The organism is Streptomyces sp. NPDC058525, from assembly GCF_042719495.1.
GTDB lineage: Bacteria > Actinomycetota > Actinomycetes > Streptomycetales > Streptomycetaceae > Streptomyces.
Map to the genome: position 1 here is coordinate 50964 of NZ_JBHXNP010000040.1, position 20130 is coordinate 71093.

The 20130-nt window shown below is 70.1% G+C and carries 18 protein-coding genes; 3 read left to right on the plus strand and 15 right to left on the minus strand.

Features of this window, described 5'->3' with window-relative positions; translation table 11 throughout:
- The first annotated feature begins 30 nt into the window (after positions 1–30).
- Together ACFWP3_RS19935 and ACFWP3_RS19940 are read left to right on the plus strand one after the other, a co-directional pair.
- Complete coding sequence (locus tag ACFWP3_RS19935; protein WP_384222665.1) at positions 31–1017, plus strand: GNAT family N-acetyltransferase; 987 nt, start codon at positions 31–33, stop codon at positions 1015–1017.
- The gene (locus tag ACFWP3_RS19940) at positions 1014–1808 is read left to right on the plus strand and encodes a transglutaminase-like domain-containing protein (protein WP_384222668.1); all 795 of its coding nucleotides are present in this window, start codon (positions 1014–1016) and stop codon (positions 1806–1808) included. Before ACFWP3_RS19935 ends, ACFWP3_RS19940 begins: the two co-directional genes overlap by 4 nt.
- 420 nt (positions 1809–2228) lie before the next feature.
- Here the strand turns inward: ACFWP3_RS19940 and ACFWP3_RS19945 are convergent, their stop codons facing one another.
- The 15 genes from ACFWP3_RS19945 to ACFWP3_RS20015 form a co-directional block, all read right to left on the minus strand.
- The gene (locus tag ACFWP3_RS19945) at positions 2229–4205 is read right to left on the minus strand and encodes a peptidoglycan binding domain-containing protein (RefSeq protein ID WP_384222670.1); all 1977 of its coding nucleotides are present in this window, start codon (positions 4203–4205) and stop codon (positions 2229–2231) included.
- Positions 4206–4560: 355 nt separating this feature from the next.
- Entirely contained in the window at positions 4561–4944 is a 384-nt protein-coding gene (locus ACFWP3_RS19950) for a DUF6113 family protein (protein ID WP_384222673.1), read from the minus strand.
- The gene (gene mshB, locus ACFWP3_RS19955; RefSeq protein WP_384222676.1) at positions 4941–5840 is read right to left on the minus strand and encodes an N-acetyl-1-D-myo-inositol-2-amino-2-deoxy-alpha-D-glucopyranoside deacetylase; all 900 of its coding nucleotides are present in this window, start codon (positions 5838–5840) and stop codon (positions 4941–4943) included. The genes ACFWP3_RS19950 and mshB overlap by 4 nt, the downstream gene beginning before the upstream one ends.
- Before the next feature lie 23 nt (positions 5841–5863).
- Positions 5864–6058: a hypothetical protein gene (locus tag ACFWP3_RS19960; RefSeq protein WP_053677094.1), complete on the minus strand. Its 195-nt coding sequence runs from the start codon at positions 6056–6058 to the stop codon at positions 5864–5866.
- Between the two features lie 511 nt (positions 6059–6569).
- Complete coding sequence (locus ACFWP3_RS19965; protein WP_384222679.1) at positions 6570–7613, minus strand: ABC transporter ATP-binding protein; 1044 nt, start codon at positions 7611–7613, stop codon at positions 6570–6572.
- The gene (locus ACFWP3_RS19970; protein WP_384222682.1) at positions 7606–8580 is read right to left on the minus strand and encodes an ABC transporter ATP-binding protein; all 975 of its coding nucleotides are present in this window, start codon (positions 8578–8580) and stop codon (positions 7606–7608) included. The genes ACFWP3_RS19965 and ACFWP3_RS19970 overlap by 8 nt, the downstream gene beginning before the upstream one ends.
- A 12-nt stretch (positions 8581–8592) precedes the next feature.
- Complete coding sequence (locus tag ACFWP3_RS19975) at positions 8593–9603, minus strand: ABC transporter permease (protein WP_384222684.1); 1011 nt, start codon at positions 9601–9603, stop codon at positions 8593–8595.
- Positions 9596–10519, minus strand: a complete 924-nt coding sequence (locus ACFWP3_RS19980) for an ABC transporter permease (RefSeq protein ID WP_384222687.1) — start codon at positions 10517–10519, stop codon at positions 9596–9598. Before ACFWP3_RS19980 ends, ACFWP3_RS19975 begins: the two co-directional genes overlap by 8 nt.
- Positions 10520–10549: 30 nt before the next feature.
- Positions 10550–12184 carry an ABC transporter substrate-binding protein gene (locus tag ACFWP3_RS19985; protein ID WP_384222690.1) on the minus strand — a complete coding sequence of 545 codons (1635 nt, stop codon included), beginning with the start codon at positions 12182–12184 and terminating at the stop codon, positions 10550–10552.
- Between the two features lie 107 nt (positions 12185–12291).
- Positions 12292–13230 carry a GNAT family N-acetyltransferase gene (locus tag ACFWP3_RS19990; protein WP_384222693.1) on the minus strand — a complete coding sequence of 313 codons (939 nt, stop codon included), beginning with the start codon at positions 13228–13230 and terminating at the stop codon, positions 12292–12294.
- 181 nt (positions 13231–13411) lie between these two features.
- Positions 13412–14464 carry an ABC transporter ATP-binding protein gene (locus ACFWP3_RS19995; protein WP_384222696.1) on the minus strand — a complete coding sequence of 351 codons (1053 nt, stop codon included), beginning with the start codon at positions 14462–14464 and terminating at the stop codon, positions 13412–13414.
- The gene (locus tag ACFWP3_RS20000; protein WP_384222699.1) at positions 14457–15512 is read right to left on the minus strand and encodes an ABC transporter ATP-binding protein; all 1056 of its coding nucleotides are present in this window, start codon (positions 15510–15512) and stop codon (positions 14457–14459) included. Before ACFWP3_RS20000 ends, ACFWP3_RS19995 begins: the two co-directional genes overlap by 8 nt.
- A gap of 13 nt (positions 15513–15525) precedes the next feature.
- Positions 15526–16491, minus strand: coding sequence for an ABC transporter permease (locus ACFWP3_RS20005; RefSeq protein ID WP_384222701.1), 966 nt, complete (start codon positions 16489–16491; stop codon positions 15526–15528).
- Positions 16484–17422, minus strand: coding sequence for an ABC transporter permease (locus tag ACFWP3_RS20010; RefSeq protein WP_362304543.1), 939 nt, complete (start codon positions 17420–17422; stop codon positions 16484–16486). The genes ACFWP3_RS20005 and ACFWP3_RS20010 overlap by 8 nt, the downstream gene beginning before the upstream one ends.
- A gap of 96 nt (positions 17423–17518) precedes the next feature.
- A complete protein-coding gene (locus ACFWP3_RS20015) occupies positions 17519–19138 on the minus strand; it encodes an ABC transporter substrate-binding protein (RefSeq protein WP_384222703.1) in 1620 nt (539 codons plus the stop codon).
- 695 nt (positions 19139–19833) lie between these two features.
- On the opposite strand from ACFWP3_RS20015, the gene ACFWP3_RS20020 reads away from it, so the two are divergent.
- On the plus strand, positions 19834–20130 hold a 297-nt coding region (locus ACFWP3_RS20020; protein WP_384222706.1), incomplete at its 3' end, for a transposase.

Consider the following 20130-nt stretch of genomic DNA (forward strand, 5'->3'; position numbering starts at 1 on the left):
ACGATCCGAACAGGAGGGGCGGACAGAGCTGTGGAAATCACTGCCGGTGGGCTGCTGGAGGTCCGTATCACCCCGGCTGACGTGGGTAAACGAGTCTCTGTACGACGGGTGGAGTACGGGTCGAGCGGGGCCCCCGCGTACGCGGACGCCGTAGGGGTTCTCACATCCTGGAACGAGGGTGTGCTGCTGATCACACAAAAGAACGGAAAGTCCGTCCGCATCGCGGAATCCTCGCTGGTGGCGGGCAAGATCGTGCCCCCCGCGCCGGCCCGCCGGAGGGGTCCTGCGGCCTCCTTCGAGGAGCTGTCGAGGGTCACCGCGCGGTCCTGGCAGCCGCTGGAGAGCGAGCCCCTCGGCGAGTGGACGCTGCGGGCGGCCGCCGGCTTCACCCGGCGGGCCAATTCGGTGCTGCCCCTCGGCGATCCGGGGATACCGCTGGACGATGCACTCGCGCGAGTGACGTCCTGGTACGCGGAGCGGGGACTTCCGGCGTACGTGCAGGCCGCGACGGGGGCCGTCGGCACCCAGGAGCTGCTGATCGGGGAGCTGGAGCGGCGCGGCTGGGCGGCCGAGGTGTCGGCGCAGGTACGGATCGGGGCGCTGGCCCCGGTCGGCGACGTGGACGCGCCCGCCGCCGAGGACGTACGTCTGACCCGTACGCCGGACGAGGCGTGGCTCGGGCGCTACGGCAAGGTCCGCGACCCGGAGGTGGCCCGGCGGCTGCTGGTCGAGGGCCCGTCGGTGTGGTTCGCGGCGCTGCCGGAGGGCCGGGCGATCGGGCGGTGCGTGGTGGACGGGCGGTGGGCCGGTTTCGCGGCGGTGACGGTCGATCCCGCGCACCGGCGCGAGGGCCTGGCGACCGCGGTGATGGCGGCGCTGGCGCGGCGGGCCCTGGAGGAGGGCGCCTCGGCGGCCTGGCTCCAGGTGGAGACGGACAATCCGGGGGCGCTGGCCCTGTACGACGGGATGGGCTTCGCCACGCACCACACGTACCACCACTACCGGGCGGCGCCGTGACCCCGGCGGAGCGGCGCGCGCAGTTCGCCGCGGAGGCGCGGGCGGAGCGGCCGGACCTGGCGCTGCTGTGCCTGCTGCTGGCGGCGGAGGCGGACCCGGAGCTGGACGACCGGGCCATGGACTGGGCGCAGATCGAGCTGGACCGGCTCGCCGGGATGCTGCCGTACGGGCTGCGGGGCGGGCGGGCCTGGGCCTCGGCGGTGACGGAGCTGCTGGGCGGCAGGCTCGGCTTCCACGGCACCCCGGCGGACTACGAGCGGCTGTCGTCCTCGCTGCTGCACGAGGTGCTGCGGCGCCGACGGGGCCTGCCGATCCTGCTGTCCGTGGTCTGGCTGGAGGTCGCCCGGCGGGCGGGGGCCCCGGTGTACGGGCTGGGGCTGCCGGGGCACTTCGTGGTGGGCTTCGGGGATCCGGCGGAGGGCGTGGTGGTCGACCCGTTCGCGGGCGGCGCGTCCCTGGGGGCCGGCCCCGCGGAGGCGGCGGAGGGGCCGCGGGCGGCCGCGCGCACGCTGGACATCGTGCTGCGGATCCTGAACAACATCCGGGCGTGGGCGTCGACCCGGCCGGAGCAGTCGGGGGTGGCGCTGTGGGCGCTGGACCTGTCGCTGCTGCTGCCGTCGCATCCGGCGTCGCTGCGGTACGAGCGGGCGCGGCTGCTGGTGGAACGCGGAGCGTTCCGGGACGGGGCGGCGGAGCTGGACGCGTACGCGGACGTGGTCGACGCGGTGGACGCCGGGGCGGCGTCCCGCATCCGCAGCGAAGCCGCCGCCGCCCGAGCCCTGCTGAACTAACCGGGGCCCGGCCCCGCCCCCAAGACCTGGGGCTCCGCCCCTCAATCGCCAATCGCCGGCGCGGCGCAAAGACCTGGGGCTCCGCCCCAGACCCCGCGCCTCAAACGCCGGCGGGGCTGGATTTGCCTCCCGCCGCCCGCGAGTGCGGCTCAAATCGCCCAACCCCCACCGGGCACAACCCAGCCTCGCCTGGGGGCCCCTCCCAGCGGTAGCTGGGGGAGTTTGAGGCGCGGGGGTCCGGGGGCTGGCCCCCGGCAGCGGTGCGGCGGGGGGGGCACGGACAGTACCGCCCAGCCGGCACAACCCAGCCCCGCCGGGCACAACCCAGCCCCGCCGGCGATTGAGGCGCGCGGGGCCGGACCCGGCAAGGATGGGGCGGGGGGTCCGGATCAGCCGGGCCCCGCCAGGGTGGGGCGGGGGCTAACCCGCGTTGGTGTCGACGACGACGGTCCGTTCGGCCGTGGTCTTGCCGCGCAGGGCCTTGCCGAGGGCTCCGGCGACGTCCTGCGGGGTGACGGCGGTCTTGGCGCCGGTGCCGCGGGTGATCGTGACGCCGTCGAAGGTGTTCCCGTAGGTCTCCTTGAGGGCCTCCAGGTCGAACTTCTCGACGAGGTGGCCGTCGACGGGCTGCATGCTGAGGATCTTGGGCAGGGACTTGCCGCCGAAGGCGATGGACTTGGCGCCGATCTTCACCGTGGCGTTGGCGGACATCGCCGGTTCGGCGAACTCCTTCATGGCCCGGTTGAGTTCGGCGTCGTCGATGACGGGCGCCTTGGTGGTGACGGGCAGTTCGGCCACGGCCGCGTTGCCGGTGGCGACCATGTCGCGGAAGGCCTTGGTGACCTGGTCGACGGAGGCGTCCACGTCGACGGTGGAGCCGGGGGTGCCGGGGACGGCCACCGCCTTGCCGGTGTCGAACTTGATGGTGCCCTCGGTGGCCGTGCCGGCGGTGCCCGCGAGCTCCTGGAGCGCGACCTGGAGCTTCTCCTCGTCGACCGGCATCACGGGGTCGGCCTTGCGCTCGTTGCCGAGGAGGGAGCCGATGACGGTGACCGGGTTGTAGTCGCTGCCGGCGGCGTTGCGGACGGTGGTCTGGCTGTCGAGGGTCAGGCCTGCCTTCTCGGGCTTCAGCTCGACCTGCTTGCCGCCGACGCTCAGCTGGAGCGGGGCGGCGGCGCGGGTGCCGAAGGCCGTCTGGAGCTTGGCCACGGCCTCGTCGCGGCTGCCGCTGATGTCGACGCCGAGGACGGTGGTGCCCTTGGGGACGTCGGAGTGGTTGAGCAGCAGCCCGGCTCCGTAGGCCACGCCGAGCAGCGCCACGATGCCGCCGCCGAGCAGGACCACCTTGGAGCGGCCCTTCTTGGCGGGCTTCGCGGTCTTGGCAGAGGCCTTCGGCTGCGCGGGCGCGGGCTGCGGGGCGGCGGGCGCGGGGGCCGGTACGGGGATGGGTACGGGCGTCGGCACCGGGCTCGGGGCCGGCGCTTGGTCCATCGCGGGTCCGGGCCAGCGCGGAGCGCCCTCGCCCGCGGGGCCGCCGACGGGGCCGCTGCCGAAGCCGGGGCCCGCGGTCGGACCGGCGGGGAACTCGTCGCCCTGGCTGCCGTAGGCGGGGAACGCCTCGGTGACCGGGCCGGTGTCGTCCTGGCCGCCGCCGTACGCCGGGAAGCCCTGGGTCGAGCCGACGCCGGCGCCGCCCGGGGGCCGGCCGTAGTCCTCGACCGGCGGAGGCGGGGTGCGCGGCGGGGCGAAGCCGGCGCCGGGTGCGGGCGCGGCCTGGGTGTGCGCGGGCGGCGGGTAGGCGGCGCCGGGCCCTGCCGGGGGCGGCGGGGTGATGCCGGGCGCGGGTACGGGGCCGGGTGCCGGGGCGGGCCGCGGAGCGGAGCCCGGGTGCGGTGCCTGCATCGGGGCCGGGCCCTGGTGCGGGGCGGGGGCCTGGTGCGGTGCCGGGGCCTGGTGCGGTGCCGGGGCCGGGGCGCGTCCTGCGGCGGGGCCGGGCGGCGGGGTGGGGGCCGGGCCGGGCGCCGGTGCCGGTGCGGGGCCGGGCGCGGGCGCCGGATTGGGCGACTTGCGCGGCGCGAACCAGTTGTTGGCGGGCTCCTCGGCGGCCGGGGCCTGGCCCTGGGGGGCGCGCGCGGGCTCCCGCTCGGCCTCGATCCGGGTCGGCACGGCCTGCGGCCGCTGCGGGAGCGGCGGCTCGGCCGCCCGTCCCGGCGCCGGGCCGGAGGCCTGGGCGCCCTGCGGCGCGTCCTCGGCCGCGTCGGCGGCGGGACCCATCGCCTTGCGGACGACGACGGGCGGGATCGGCCGCGAACCCGGGATGTTGATCCGGATCCGGGTGGTCAGGGTGGTCTCGGTCTTGGGCCCGTCCGAGTCGGGCGTGGACGGCTTCGAGGTCACAGGGTTCTCCTCCGGGGCATTCGCCGCGCCAGGCCCAGGCACAGCCGTGGACGGATACTGGCCGGTTCCATACGGCGGTGTACCCGAGGGGTAGGCGGCTCCACCGCGCCCTGTGGGCCCGGAGGACGAACTGTCGGTTTCACGACTCAAGGCAGGTTCTCCCGGTTGGCTCCGCCGCCCGTCATACCGTGCGCGGGCAGCTCGGCGGCCCGTCCACCATACTGGCCGCCGCCCTCGCGCAACTGACCACCAGGAATCAGGGGTTCCTCATACCGTCCGCCAAACCCCGCTGAAGCCGCCCGAGAGCCGTCGCGCGCCCCCCTGAGCGGCCACCTCTAAAGAGTCCGACACCACGTCACTTGGCAGGCCGGGCGGCCGAAACCGGCCCGTCCAGCGGAGCGCGCATCGTGGCGCACATCACAGCGAAGACCGTTCCACCCAAAAGGTAGACGTACATGCTGATTCCGGACGAACTGAGCAGGAAGTCCCCCTCGGGGCGCGGGACACCGAGCATCACGTACGCCAGGAACCAGCCCGCCGCGGCCCCGCCCACCCCGAGTCCGGTGCCCAGCGCGATCCGGCCGCCGAGGAACAGCCCGAAGGCCGCCAGCAGCGCGAGCAGCACGCCGCCGGGGAACCACAGGTCCACCACCAGCCAGCCGGCCAGGCCGGTCAGCGCCCCCAGCACCAGCAGGCCCAGGCAGCCGGCGATGCGCGCCGGGGTCAGCGTCCCGGTCATGCCGCCACCCCCGCGAACAGGTCGCGCTCGCGCTCGCCCGCCGGTGCGCCCGGCCGGCCCGCGACGAGTTCGTAGTACTCGCGGGCGAACAGCGGCTGCGCCAGGTCGTTGGAGAGGGCGAAGAAGGGGCCGTCCACGGCGATCTGGGTGGCGTGGGCCCGCATGGCCGCCGCCTTCGCCGCGACGAGCTCCTCGGCGGCCTCGATCTCGGCGGTGATCCTCTCGTCGGGGACGACCCCGGGCACGTCCTCGGGCGAGGCCATCCCCGGGAAGGGAGCCTCGATGCCGACCGCCGCGCGCAGCTTGGCGAAGCCCTCCTCGACCACCGAGCGGGGCACGCGGTTCCAGTAGATCTTCCCGATGGCATGCGGATCGCCCAGATCCCGCCGGTAGGCGGTCTCGGCGGCCAGTTCGGCGGCGCGCATGGCGACGCGGTGGGCCTGGATGTGGTCGGGGTGCCCGTAGCCGCCGTCCGGGTCGTAGGTGACCAGCACCTGCGGCCGTACCTCCCGGATCACCTCCACGAGGTGCGCGGCGGCCTCGTCCACGTCCGCGGACCAGAAGGCCTCCGGGCGGCGGTTCTGCGGGGCGCCCATCATCCCGGAGTCCCGGTAGTGGCCGGGGCCGCCGAGGAACCGGTGGTCGGTGACGCCCAGTTCCGCCATGGCGGCGGCGAGTTCGCCGACCCGGTGGGTGCCGAGGTCGTCGTCCCGGTCGGACGCCAGGTGGGCGAGGCCGGGCGGGATGACCTCCCCCTCCTCGCCGAGGGTGCAGGTCACCAGGGTGACGTGGGCCCCCTCGGCCGCGTACTTGGCCATGGTGACGCCGTTGTTGATCGACTCGTCGTCCGGGTGCGCGTGCACGAGGAGCAGACGACGGGCGGGAAGACCGTTCATGGGCCTAGCCTACGAGGCACGGCTCAGAACTTGAGGCCACTGATCATGCTGGCCACGTTCGAAGTGAGCTGGCTGAGGGTCGGGGCGATGGTGGAGCTCGCCAGGTAGAAGCCGAGCAGTACACAGACCACCGCGTGTCCCGCCTTCAGGCCCGACCGTCGGACCAGCAGGAATACGACGATCGCCAGCAGCACCACGGCCGAGATCGAGAGTGCCACGGCGTTTCACCTCCACGTCGAGCGGACATCGGTACGCGTATCAGTGCTCGGCGAGAGTCATACCCACCGTGCGCTACGGATCATAACTATCCGTACCAGCGCATCGATCGAATTCCGGCAGCACGAGGGGCGCATGGCGCGCGCGGAGCGGGGCACGCGGGAGGCCGGCCGGAGGGACCGAACGCCCCTCCGGCCGGCTGTCGGCACCCGCACGGCCGTACGCCGTCCAGGCTGCATGCCCCAGATCTCGGGGCAGAAACGGTCAAGTTGCCTGCGTGTAAACGGCGTTGGCCGAGGTGGGCCGCTTCCCGACCGGGCACCGGCGGGTGGCTGGAAATGATCGCAGCGGACGGACCGCCTCCGAGTGGGGCGCGTTCGGCCGGAAGCACTCGGCCGCGCGCCCCGGACAGCCGCCCTGCGCCGGGCTATGCGCCCCCGCGAGGATCCCGGCCGCCGACCGCGCAGGCCCGCGCCAACCGCCCCCGCCTCTCGCCCGCGCCTCTCGCCCGCGCTACCCGCCCGCGGCGTCCGGCGGGGGCGAGGGCACCACGTGCTTCTCCGCCGCGAAGTGGCAGGCCGACGGGTGCGCCGCCGGGCCCGACGGGAAGACCTCGGGGACCGCCAGCAGCGGCTCCTCGGCGGCGCACCTCTCCTGGGCCTTCCAGCAGCGGGTGCGGAAGCGGCAGCCCGACGGCGGGTTGGCCGGTGAGGGCACGTCGCCGGTGAGGATGATGCGCTCGCGGCGGGCGCGGGCCTCCGGGTCGGGCACCGGGACCGCGGACAGCAGGGCCTGGGTGTACGGGTGGGTCGGGTGGTCGTAGATCTGGGTGTCGGTGCCGATCTCCACGATCCGGCCGAGGTACATGACGCCGACCCGGTCGGAGATGTGCCGGACGATCGACAGGTCGTGCGCGATGAACACGTACGACAGGTCGAACTCGTCCTGCAGGCGGGCCAGCAGGTTGATCACCTGCGCCTGGACGGACACGTCGAGCGCGGAGACCGGCTCGTCGGCGACGATGATCTCGGGCCGCAGGGCCAGGCCGCGGGCGATGCCGATGCGCTGGCGCTGGCCGCCGGAGAACTGGTGCGGGTAGCGGTTGATGTACTCGGGGTTCAGCCCGACCACGTCCAGCAGCTCCTGGACCTTGCGGCGCCGGTCGCCCTTCGGGGCGACCTCGGGGTGGATCTCGTACGGCTCGCCGATGATGTCGCCGACCGTCATGCGCGGGTTCAGCGAGGTGTACGGGTCCTGGAACACCATCTGGATGTTGCGGCGCACGGCCTTGAGGGCCTTGCCCGACAGCTTCGTGATGTCCTCGCCCTTGTACGAGATCGCGCCGGCCGTCGGCCGCTCCAGGTTGACCAGCATCTTGGCCACGGTGGACTTGCCGCAGCCGGACTCGCCCACGATGCCGAGCGTCTCCCCCGCGCGCAGCCCGAAGGACACCCCGTCGACGGCCTTGACCGCGCCGATCTGCTTGCGGATGACGATGCCCTGGGTCAACGGGTAGTGCTTGACCAGGTCCTTCACTTCCAGAAGGGACTCAGGCATGGAGGCACTCCGTCCAGAAGTAGCAGGCGCTGGTCCGGTCCTCGGCGACCTGCGCCAGCGGCGGGACCTCGGCCCGGCAGACGGCCTGCGCCATCGGGCAGCGCGGGTTGAAGGCGCAACCGGGCGGGATGGCCAGCAAGTTCGGGGGCAGGCCCTTGATGGCGTACAGCTCCTGGCCCTTCTGGTCCAGGCGCGGGATGGAGTCCAGCAGGCCCCTCGTATAGGGGTGGGCGGGTGCCCGGTAGATCGCGTGGACGGGGGCCGCCTCCACGATCCGGCCCGCGTACATGACGGCGATCTTGTCCGCGACGTCGGCGACCACGCCGAGGTCGTGGGTGATCAGGATGAGGCCCATGTTGAGCTCGCGCTGGAGCTCGGCCAGCAGGTCCATCACCTGGGCCTGGACGGTGACGTCCAGGGCGGTGGTCGGCTCGTCGGCGATGATCAGCGAGGGTTCCAGGGCCAGCGCCATCGCGATCATGATGCGCTGGCGCATGCCGCCGGAGAACTGGTGCGGGTAGTCCCCCACGCGCTGCTTGGCCGCCGGGATCTTCACCCGGTCCATCAGCTCGACGGCCTTGCCCTTGGCGTCCTTGCGGGACATCCCGCGGTGGACCTCGTACATCTCGCCGAGCTGCGCGCCCACGCTGAGGACGGGGTTCAGGGAGGACAGGGCGTCCTGGAAGATCATCGCCATCTCGGCGCCGCGGATCCTGCGCCGGTCATCCTCCTTCATCTTGAGCAGGTCCTGGCCCTTGAAGAGGATCTCGCCGCCCGCGATCCGGCCCGGCGGCATGTCCAGGATCCCCATGACGGCCTGCGCGGTCACCGACTTGCCGGAGCCCGACTCGCCGAGCACGGCGAGCGTCTCGCCCTCGTCCACCGAGTAGTCGACGCCGTTGACCGCCTTCGCGACTCCGTCGCGCGTCTTGAATTCCACGTGCAGGTCGCGGACTTCGAGCAGCATGTGCGGGGCTCCTCAGCGCAGCTTGGGGTCGAGGGCGTCGCGCACCGCGTCGCCGAGCATGATGAAGGCGAGCACGGTCAGGCTGAGCGCGCCGGCCGGCCAGAGCAGCATGTGCGGGGCGTTGCGGATCTGCGAGGCCGCGTTGGAGATGTCGATGCCCCAGGAGACCGTGGGCGGGCGCAGGCCCACGCCGAGGAAGGACAGGGTGGCTTCCAGGGCGATGTAGGTGCCGAGCGCGATGGTGGCGACGACGATGACGGGCGCAACGGCGTTCGGCGCCACGTGCCGCAGCAGCATCCGGCCGTTGCCGGCGCCGAGCGCCCGGGCGGCCTGGACGTAGTCGTTCTGTTTGGCGGTGATCACCGAGCCGCGGGCGATGCGGGCGAGCTGCGGCCAGCCCAGCAGCACGATGAAGCCGACCACGGGCCAGACGGTGGTGCTGGTGACGACGGACAGGAAGACCAGGCCGCCGAGGATCACCGGGATGCCGAAGAAGATGTCCGCGACCCGGGAGAGCAGCGCGTCCCACCAGCCGCCGAAGAAGCCGGCGAGCCCGCCGAGCGCGGAGCCGAGCAGGGCGGCGCCGAGGGTGGCGCACACGCCCACGGTGATGGAAGCGCGGGCGCCGTAGACGGTACGGGTGTACACGTCGCAGCCCTGGGTGTCGTAGCCGAAGGGGTGGCCCGGGGAGGAGCCCTCCTGGGACTTGGACAGGTCGCAGCTGAGGGGGTCGCCGCTCGCGATGAGCTGGGGCCAGATCGCGATGACGACGAGGAAGAGGATCAGCAGGGAGGAGATGACGAAGACGGGGTTGCGGCGCAGCTGGTGCCAGGCATCGGACCACAGCGAGCGGGGCTTGTCGGACGGGCCGGCTCCGCCGGGTCCGGGGGCGAGGCTCTTCTCGAGGCTCTCCCCCTCCTCCAGGGCAAGGTCCATGGCTCCGCCCTGGCCGGTGGGTGACACCGCTTCGTTCGGTCCGGGGCCCACGGGGTCGTAGGCGTCGGGGCGCTCGGGCTCAGGCATAACGGATCCTCGGGTCCAGGACCGCGTAGAGCAGGTCGACGAGCAGGTTCGCCAGCAGGAAGACGATGACGAGGATGGTCACGAAGCCGACCACGGTGGGCGCGTTGTTGCGCAGGATGCCCTGGTAGAGCTGGTAGCCGACGCCGTGGATGTTGAAGATCCGCTCGGTGACGATGGCGCCGCCCATCAGCGCGCCGATGTCGGTGCCGATGAAGGTGACCACCGGGATCAGGGAGTTGCGCAGCAGGTGGCGGGTGATGACCCGGCGGCGCGGCAGTCCCTTGGCGACGGCGGTGCGGACGTAGTCGGCCTTGACGTTCTCGGCGATGGAGGTGCGCGAGAGCCGGGTGACGTACGCGAGGGAGACGAGGGCGAGCACGATGCCGGGCAGGATCAGCTCGCTGAAGGGGGCGTCCGGGGAGACGGTGGGCCGGACCCAGCCCCATTGGACGCCGAAGAGGAACTGGAGCAGGTAGCCCGTCACGAAGGTGGGCACCGAGATGACGACGAGGGTCATCACGAGTACGGAGGTGTCGATGGCCTTGCCGCGGCGCAGTCCGCTGACCACGCCGAGGGTGATGCCGACGACGATCTCGATGAGGATCGCGACGATGGTCAGGCGCAGGGTGACGGGGAAGGCCGTCGCCATGAGTTCGGTGACCTTCTGGCCGTTGAAGGCCGTGCCGAAGTCGCCCTGGAAGATCTGGCCCATGTAGTGGAGGTACTGCTCCCACAGGGGGCGGTCGAGGTAGAGGTCCTTGCGGATGCGGGCGGCGGTGGCGGGGTCGGGTGCCTTGTCGCCGAAGAGGGCGGCGACCGGGTCACCGAGCGCGTACACCATGAAGAAGATCAGGAAGGTGCTGCCGATGAACACGGGGATCATCTGGAGCAGCCGCCGGATCACATAACGTCCCATGGACTGCTCCAGGATCGATCCGTCGGTGGGTCAGCTGACCTTGATCTGGTCGTAGACCGGCACGCTGAACTGGTTGAGCGCCACGTCGGTGATCCGCTCGGAGTGCCCGGCGCTGCCGTTCTGGTACCAGAGCGGGATGGACGGCATCTGCTCGGCGAGGATCTTCTCGGCGTCCTGGAAGGTGGCGGTCGCCTTGGCGGCGTCGCTCTCCTGGTTGGCCTGGTCGACGAGCTTGTCGAACTCCGGGTTGTTGAACTTGCCGTAGTTGGCGGAGGCCCCGGTGTAGTACAGCGGCTCGAGGAAGTTCTGGATCAGCGGGTAGTCGGCCTGCCAGCCGGAGCGGAAGGGGCCGGTCAGCTTGAAGTTCGTCTGCTGGTTGCGGAAGTCGGCGAAGGTGCCGATGGGGTTGACGGTGCAGACGGGGCCCTCGCCCAGCGCGTTGTTGACGCTGTTGCAGACGGCGTCCATCCAGTCGCGGTGCGATCCGGTGTCCACGTTGGAGGTCAGCGTGACCTTGCCGCCGGGCAGTCCGCCGCCCTCCTCGATGAGCTTCTTGGCCTCGGCGGGGTCGAAGGTGCAGGCCTCGCCGCAGACGGTGGACTTGAAGCCGCCCTTGTCGCCGAGGGCCGGGGAGGTCCAGTCCTTGGCGGGGGTGCGGGTGTCCCGGAAGATCTGCTTGGTGATCTCGTCGCGGTTGATCGCCATGGAGATGCCGCGGCGGACCTTCTCCATGCCCTCCTTGCTCCACTGGGGGTCGTACAGCGGGAAGGTGAGGGTCTGGATGATCAGGGCGGGCTGGTTGATGTAGCGGTCGCCGAGGTCGTTCGCGACGTTCTTCAGCTGCTGCGCCGGGACGTCGTCGACGAGGTCGAGGTTGCCGGAGATCAGGTCGGTGTAGGCGGTGTTGTTGTCCGTGTAGACCTTGAGGTCGACGCCGCCGTTCTGCGCCTTGTCCGCGCCGGGGTAGCCGTCCCACTTGCGCAGCTTCATGCCGGTGCCCTTGGTGTACGAGTCCACCGTGTACGGGCCGTTGCCGATCGGCTTGGCGAGCCAGCCGGCGTGGTCGGTGAAGAAGGCCTTGGGCAGCGGGGAGAAGGCCTGGTAGCCGAGGGTCTCGGGCCAGGTGGAGAACTTCTCCTTCAGGGCGACGGTGAAGGTCTTGGGGTCCTTGACGACGAGGCCCTTCATCGTCTTCGTCTTGGGGTCGCCGGAGGCCGGGTGCAGATCCTCGTAGCCGACGATGTCCGAGAAGAACGGCGAGTTGTTCTGCTTGTTGCGGACGTCCGCCGCGTAGTTCCAGGCGTCCACGAAGGACTCGGCGGTGACGGGCTCGTCGTTGCTGAACTTCCAGCCGTCCTTCAGCGTGATCGTGAAGTTCTGGCTGTCGGTGGTCTCGATCTTCTCGGCGAGGAAGTCCAGCGCCTCACCGGTCTTCGGGTCGTAGCGCTTCAGACCCCGGAACAGCATGTCCAGTACCTTGCCGCCCTGCACCTCGTTGGTGTTGGCCGGCTCCAGCGGGTTCTGCGGGTCACCCCAGGAGGAGCTGACGATCCCCGCGCCGTCGCCACCGCCCCCGCCGCCGTCGCTTCCGCCGCCGCAGGCCGTCGCCGCGAGGGCGACGGCCATTGCACATGCGGCCCACTTGGCGTGGGTGGCTCCGCGCATGGAGTGCCTCCTAGGGATCCCGAGACTCGCTTAGGGGCCAATGTCACCCTATGTGGAGTCCCATACACCCTTGGTTCGACCGATTGCACCCGCGCGTCCCCCGGCTGTCACCCCTGCGAGTGCAAAGGCAGCTCCCAGGTGTCGACGGCGTAGTGCAGGCCCATGCCGTGCGCCTCGTAGAGCGCGAGTGCGCCGGTTTCGTTGTGGATGTCCACGCCCAGGCCCACGGTGTCCCGGCCGCGCGCCGCGTAGGCCGCGAAGCAGTGCCGGAGCAGGTGGCCGCCGATGCCGCGGCCGCGCAGGTTCTTCCGTACGCCGATGTGGCTCAGCCAGCCCATGCTCGTCCGGTCGTCCCGGGTGAGCAGTACGGCCACGTCGCCCTCGCCGGGCAGGGAGGCGATCCAGACCAGGGACCAGTCGAGACGGCGTGCGTCCAGGTGGTCCAGCCAGGCCTCGTACGCGCGGTCCACATGGCCGAAGTGGGCCGCGAAGGTCTCCTCGACCAGGGCGTGGGCGCGGCGGCGGTCGGCCTCGTCGGCGGCGCAGTCGCGCAGGGTGAGCCCGGCGGGCGGGACGGGGGCCGGGTCGGCGGCCGGGTTCACGGCCCGGGTCATGACCTGGTAGCGGCGTACGGTGCGGTAGCCGCGGCCGGTGAGCAGGGAGAGGTCGAGGGTGGGCTTGATGTTGAGCTGGAGCCGCAGTCTGCCCGGCCCGGCCCCGGCGGCCAGTTCGCGGGCCCGGGCCTCCATCAGCTCCAGCAGCCGGAGGGCGGCCCCCGGGTGGGCGGGCAGGACGTAGTGGTCCCCGTCGACGCGGCCGGGCCCGGAGTCGGCCCAGACCAGGGCGTAGGCGACGAGCCGGCCGTCCTGGAAGGCGAGCCAGGAGTCGCGGGCCAGGTCGACGTCGGGGTGGTGCAGATCGGCCTCGACGGTGCCGAGGTCGGTCTCCGGACGGCCGATCTCGATCATGTCGACGGCGTTGAGCAGGGCGCAGATGTCGGACGCGTCCCCGGGCCCGGCGGGCCGGACGGTCAGCATGGCGGTCATCGCCCCACTCTCGGCCCGCCCGGGCGGCGGCCGCAACCGGCTTTCTCCGCACGGGTTTTCCGCCCGCCCGCCACCGGTGCGCCCGGGTACGCCCGGGTACGCCCGGGTACGCCGAAACGGCCGGCCCCCGGCGCCGGTGAGTGGCGCCGGGGGCCGGCCGTTCGGTCGTGCGCGGTGCGGGTCAGACGGCCAGGATGGCCTTCTCCTCCGCGAAGTGGCACGCCGACTCGTGCGCGGCGAAGATGTCCTGGCCCTTGAAGCGCTCCGGGATCGCCAGCACCGGCTCCTCGGTGGCGCACTTGTCCTGGACCTTCCAGCAGCGGGTGCGGAAGCGGCAGCCCGACGGCGGGTTGGCCGGGGACGGGACGTCGCCGGTGAGGATGATGCGCTCGCGGTTCTCGCGGACCTCGGGGTCCGGCACCGGGACCGCCGACAGCAGCGCCTGGGTGTAGGGGTGCGTCGGGTGGTCGTAGATCTGCGTGTCGGTGCCGATCTCGGCCATCTTGCCGAGGTACATGACGCCCACGCGGTCCGAGATGTGCCGGACGATCGACAGGTCGTGCGCGATGAAGACGTAGGACAGGTTGAACTCGTCCTGGAGCTTCTCCATCAGGTTGATGACCTGCGCCTGCACCGACACGTCGAGCGCGGAGACCGGCTCGTCGCAGATGATGATCTCCGGGTTGAGCGCGAGGCCGCGGGCGATGCCGATGCGCTGGCGCTGGCCGCCGGAGAACTGGTGCGGGTAGCGGTTGATGTACTCGGGGTTGAGGCCCACGACGTCCAGGAGCTCCTGGACCTTGCGGCGCCGGTCGCCCTTGGGAGCCACCTCGGGGTGGATCTCGTACGGCTCGCCGATGATGTCGCCGACCGTCATGCGCGGGTTCAGCGAGGTGTACGGGTCCTGGAACACCATCTGGATGTTGCGGCGCACGGCCTTGAGGGCCTTGGCCGACAGCTTGGTGATGTCCTGGCCCTTGTAGAAGACCTCACCGGAGGTGGCGGTCTCCAGGCTCATCAGGAGCTTGGCGACGGTGGACTTGCCGCAGCCGGACTCGCCCACGATGCCGAGGGTCTCGCCCTGGTAGAGGTCGAAGGAGATCCCGTCGACCGCCTTGACCGCACCGACCTGCTTCTTGAACAGGATGCCCTGGGTCAGCGGGAAGTGCTTGACCAGGTTGCGGACCTGGAGGATCGGCTCGCGCTCGGTGACGTTCTTGGTGAGCTCAGCCATGGATCTGCTCCTTCCAGAAGTGGCACGCGCTGGTGCGGCCGGACAGCTCGGTGCCGTCCTGCGCGGTCACCTGGTGCAGGACCGGCACGTCGGTGCGGCAGATGTCCTGCGCCTTGGGGCAGCGCGGGTTGAAGGCGCAGCCCGAGGGGATGTTGAGCAGGTTGGGCGGCAGGCCCTTGATCGCGTAGAGCTCCTGGCCCTTCTGGTCCAGACGCGGGATCGAGTCCAGCAGGCCGCGGGTGTACGGGTGCGCCGGGTTCTTGTAGATCTCGTGCACCGGGGCGTTCTCGACGATCCGGCCGCCGTACATGACGGCGATCTTGTCCGCGACGTCGGCGACGACGCCGAGGTCGTGGGTGATCAGGATGAGGCCCATGTTCATCTCGCGCTGGAGTTCCGCGAGCAGGTCCATCACCTGGGCCTGGACCGTCACGTCGAGAGCCGTGGTGGGCTCGTCGGCGATGATCAGGTCGGGCTCCAGGGCCATCGCCATGGCGATCATGATGCGCTGGCGCATACCGCCGGAGAACTGGTGCGGGTAGTCGCCCACGCGCGCCTTGGCGGCGGGGATCTTCACCCGGTCCATGAGCTCGACGGCCTTGGCCGTGGCGTCCTTCTTGGACAGGCCGCGGTGGACGCGGAACATCTCGCCGAGCTGGGCGCCGACGGTGTGCACCGGGTTCAGCGAGGACAGCGCGTCCTGGAAGATCATCGCGATCTTCTGGCCGCGGACCTTGCGGAACTCCTCGGCCGGGAGCTTCAGCAGGTCGGTGCCCTGGAACAGGATCTCGCCGGACGGGATCCTGCCGGGGGGCATGTCGAGGATGCCCATGATGGCCTGCGCCGTCACGGACTTGCCCGAGCCGGACTCGCCGAGGACGGCGAGGGTCTCGCCGGCGTTCACGGAGTACGAGACGCCGTTGACTGCCTTGGCGACACCGTCGCGGGTGTGGAACTCGACGTGCAGGTCGCGCACTTCGAGGAGCGGGGTGCCCTCCGGCGCCGAGCGGGGCGCGGGGACGTTCGAGGTCTTGTCGATGATGGTCAACGTACGCCCTTCCTCAGCGCAGCTTCGGGTCGAGGGCGTCGCGCACCGCGTCGCCGACCATGATGAACGCGAGCACCGTGATGCTCAGCGCGCCGGCCGGGAAGAGGAGCACGTGGGGTGCTTGGAGGAAGCGGTCCTTCGCGTCGCTCACCATGAGACCCCAGGAGATCTCGGGGGGCTGGACGCCGATGCCCAGGTAGGACAGGGCAGCCTCCGCACCGATGTACACACCGAGGCTGATCGCGCCGATCACGATGACGGGGGCGACGGCGTTCGGCAGGATGTGCCGCATCGTGATGCGCAGGGTGCCTGCGCCAAGGGCGCGGGCGGCCATCACGTAGTCGTTGTTCTTGTTCTGGAGCACCGAGGAGCGCATGATGCGGAAGATCTGAGGCCAGCCGAGCGTCGCCATCACGAGCGAGACGGTCCAGGCGTTGCCCTTCAGGCCCGACATGATGAGCATGCCGCCGAGGAGCAGCGGGATCGCGAAGAAGATCTCGGTGATACGGGACAGGATGCTGTCCCAGACACCGCCGAGCCAGCCCGCCATCAGACCGAGGGCGCCACCGACGAGCAGTACGACCGTGGTGGTGACGATGCCGACGATCACGGAGTTGCGCGTGGCCCAGATGGTGCGCGTGTAGATGTCGCAGCCCTGGATGTCGAAGCCGAACCAGTGCTCGCCGGTCGGACGCTTGAGAGAGTCCTGCAGCGTGCACGCCGTGGCCTCGAACGGGCTCCCGTTGGTGAACGCCTGCGGTACGGCGGCGAGCACCAACAGGCAGAGGACCAGAAACGCACCGACCAGGAACACCGGGTTGCGGCGCAGGTCGTGAACGGCGTCGGACCACAGGCTCGCGACGCGCTCCGGCTTCTTCTCCGCGTTCTTGCCGCCCTTGCCGACGGTGGCGCCGGCCGTGGGGGCCCCGGCGGTCTGGGTGTCGGTCATCGAGTCCTCCACCGAAGTTGTGTCACGCATAGCGGATCCTCGGGTCGAGCACGGCGTAGAGCAGGTCCACGATCAGGTTGGCGATGAGGTACACGAGGACGAGGAGCGTGACCACGCCGACGAGTACGGTGCCCTGGTCGAGGCGGATGGCCTGGGCGATCAGGCCGCCGATGCCGTTGATGTTGAAGATGTTCTCGGTGATGACCGCGCCACCCATCAGAGCGCCGAGGTCGGCGCCGAGGAACGTGACGATCGGGATGAGGGCGTTGCGCAGCGCGTGGTTGACCACGACCCGACGGCGCGGCAGGCCCTTGGCCGTCGCGGTGCGGACGTAGTCCGCGCGCATGGTCTCCATCATGCTGGTGCGCGTCAGCCGTGCGACGTACGCCAGAGAGGTCGAGGCCAGGATGTAGCCGGGGAGGATGTACGCCTTGAACCCGTCGGCCTCGTTGAAGGAGACGGGGAAGAAGTCGATGCCGATGGCTTTCGCTTCCACTCCGAGGATGAGCTGGAGCATGAAGCCGGTCACGAACACCGGGATCGAGATGAGGAACAGCGTCGACAGCAGCACCAGCTGGTCGAGGAACTTGCCTCGGCGAAGAGCCGCCATGATGCCCGCGAGCACACCGAACACGGCCTCGATGACGAACGCGACGATCGCGAGGTTGATCGTGTACGGGAAGGCCTCGGTGATGAGGTCGAGCACCTGACGCCCGTTCAGCGTTTCGCCGAAGTTCCCCTGGAACACATTGGTGATGTAGTTCCAGTACTGGAGCAGGAAGGGGTCGTCGAGGTGGTACTTCTGGCGCAGCATCGCCGCGACGAGCGGGTCTGCCTTCTTCTCACCGGCAAGTGCCTGGACGGGGTCGCCCAGCCCGAGAGTCAGCGCGTAGATCAGGAATGTGGCACCGAACAGTACAGGGATCGCCTGTATGAGTCGGCGGATGAGGTAGCGGCCCATCAGACCTCCAACAGAAGAGCAGGGGGAAGGGGCAGACAGACGGAAACCTGATTCCGCCTGTCCGCCCCCGATGTCCCCTTGGTGTGAAGAAGGGTGTTAGTTGAGCTCGACCTTGGCCAGGTCCATGCGGCCCTGGGCGTCGATCTCAACGTTCTTCACGGACTTGGAGTAGGCCGAGGAAGACATGTAGGTGAAGATCGGGATGTACGGCAGGTCCTTGATGATCACGTCATCGGCCTGCTGGTACAGCTTGATGGCCTCCGCCTCGTTGGCGGTCTTGTCGGCCTGGTCCATGAGCGCCTCGAACTCGGGGCTCTCGTAGGCGCCGTAGTTGGAGCCGTGCTCGATCGCGATCTTCGAGAAGATCGGACGGAGGTAGTTCTCGGCCGCCGGGTAGTCCATGGACCACGCCATACGGAACGCGCCCTTGTACTTCTGGTCGCCCAGGTCGGTGAGCATGTCGCCGAACTTGGCGAACGGCTTGGCGGTGACCTCGATGCCGAGGTTCGCCTTCAGCTGGTTGGCGACGGCCTCGATCCACTCCTTGTGGCCGCCGTCGGCGTTGTAGCCGAGCTCGATCTTGTTGCCGGGGATGCCGCCGGCCTGGGTGTAGAGCTCCTTGGCCTTGGTCGGGTTGTACGTACCGACCTCACCCAGGGCGCCCTTGCGGTAACCCGGGATGATGGGGCTGATGAAGTCATCGGCCGGCTTGCGGGTGCCGTTGAAGATGGTCTTCGTGATGGCTTCCCGGTCGATGGCCATCGAGATCGCCTTGCGGATCTCGACCTTGCCGAACGCCTCGGGGTTGGTCTTCAGCGGGAGGCCGACGTAGCCGACGCCCGACTCCGGCTTGTACAGGTAACGGTCGCCGAACTCCTGGGAGACGGTGGCCATCGCCGAGATCGGGAGCTTGTCGACGATCTGGATGGTGTCGGCGCGGAGGTCGTTGTACGCCGTGTCCAGGTTGTCGTAGATCTTGAAGGTGACGCCCTCGAGCTTCGCCTTCTCGCCACCGAACTTGTCGTAGCGCTTGATCTTGATCTGCTTGTTGTGCTCCCAGGCGCCGTCCATCTGGAAGGCACCGTTGCCGATCGGGGCCTCGCCGAACTTCTTCGGGTCGGCTTCGAAGGCCTTGGGCAGCGGGTAGAAGGCGTTGTAGCCCAGCATGGTCTTGAACTGGGAGAACGGAGCCTTCAGCGTGACGGTGAAGGTCTTCTCGTCGACGACCTTCAGGCCCTTGAGCTCGGTGGTCGTGGGCTTCTTGTCCTTGCCCGGCGCCAGCTCCTCGGAGCCCTCGATCTTGTCGAAGAACGGCAGGCCCTCGGCGGCGTTGTCCTGGTTGGCGCCCCAGTTCCAGGCGCGGACGAACGACTGCGCGTCGACCTTCTCACCGTTGTGGAAGGTGTAGCCGTCCTTCAGCTTGATCGTCCAGACCTTCGAGTCCGTGGTCTCGATGGACTCGGCGACCGCGAGCTTCGGCTCGTTGGTCTTGTTGTCGTACTCGACCAGACCGGTGAAGAGCGCGTTGAGGACCTCAGCGCCTTCGGACTCGGCGGTGTTCTGGCCCACGAGACCGTGCTGCGGCTCGCCGAGCACCACGGTGATGTTGCCACCGGCCTTGCTGCCGGCCTCGTCCTTGCTGGTGCTGCAAGCCGTGGCAGCCATCGCCACGATGACGGCACCCGCGACCCACTTGGCGCTCGTTGCTCCGCGCATGGGTAATTGCCTCCTCAGGAGTCACTGTCGATACGTGAAGGGCCCGGCACCCGCTGACACCCCTGACAGCGAATTCCGGCCCCATCGTGTGTGCTCGTGAGTCGGCGCTCCCCACAGCGCGTGACCCATTGACCCGAGCTCAATGGAGCCATCCTCAGGGACGCCCAGACCGTAAACCACACTTAAGTGGTCTCGTTTTCACAACATCACCGCATGTCCAAAACCCGAAATCCGGACAAACGGATAGGAGACAGACACGTGCGAAACGGACTGTTAGCTCACCTTCCGGAGTGTCACGGTCGGTATGCGGACACCTGAACCCAAAAATCCGCTTGACAAACGGGAACGGCGCACCGCTCCGTCAACGGGCCATCAGACCGCGCGCCTCACCGGCCCGCCCGGCCCCCAGAGCCTCGTACAGACCCAGGGCATCCGTCCAGGACCGGAAGGCCCCTTTCTCGGCGCGCGTTTGGGGAGCCTACGGGAACGCTCTCGACCGCGAGCCGGTTCTGCGCGACAGCCGGCGGTTCGACCTCCAACCGCGGCAGCAGCCCCTCCAGGGCTCGTAACGGGTGCGAAGAGGCCCCCGCACGGAATTCGGATGCTGTTGGTTTATTCGGGGGCTCGCGTGACGTCGGCCTTCAAGACCCGGTTGTGGTCTTGAAGGCCGACGTTGTCGTTTGGGGTGGGTGTCGATGTCGATGCAGCCGAAGGAGCCGGGTGAGATCCCGGCGGAGACAGTGCGGGTGGCGCGGGCCGCGTTCCCGAAGGGGAGCCTGGCGATCCGGGTCAGGGATGAGCTGGGGTGCCTGTTCAGTGACGCGCAGTTCGCGGATCTGTTCCCAGCGCGAGGGAAGCCTGCCTGGTCACCGGGCCGGTTGGCGCTCGTGCTGGTGTTGCAGTTCGTAGAGGGGCTGACGGACCGGCAGGCCGCGGAGGCGGTCCGGGCGAGGATCGACTTCAAGTACGCGCTCGCGCTGGAGCTGGGCGAT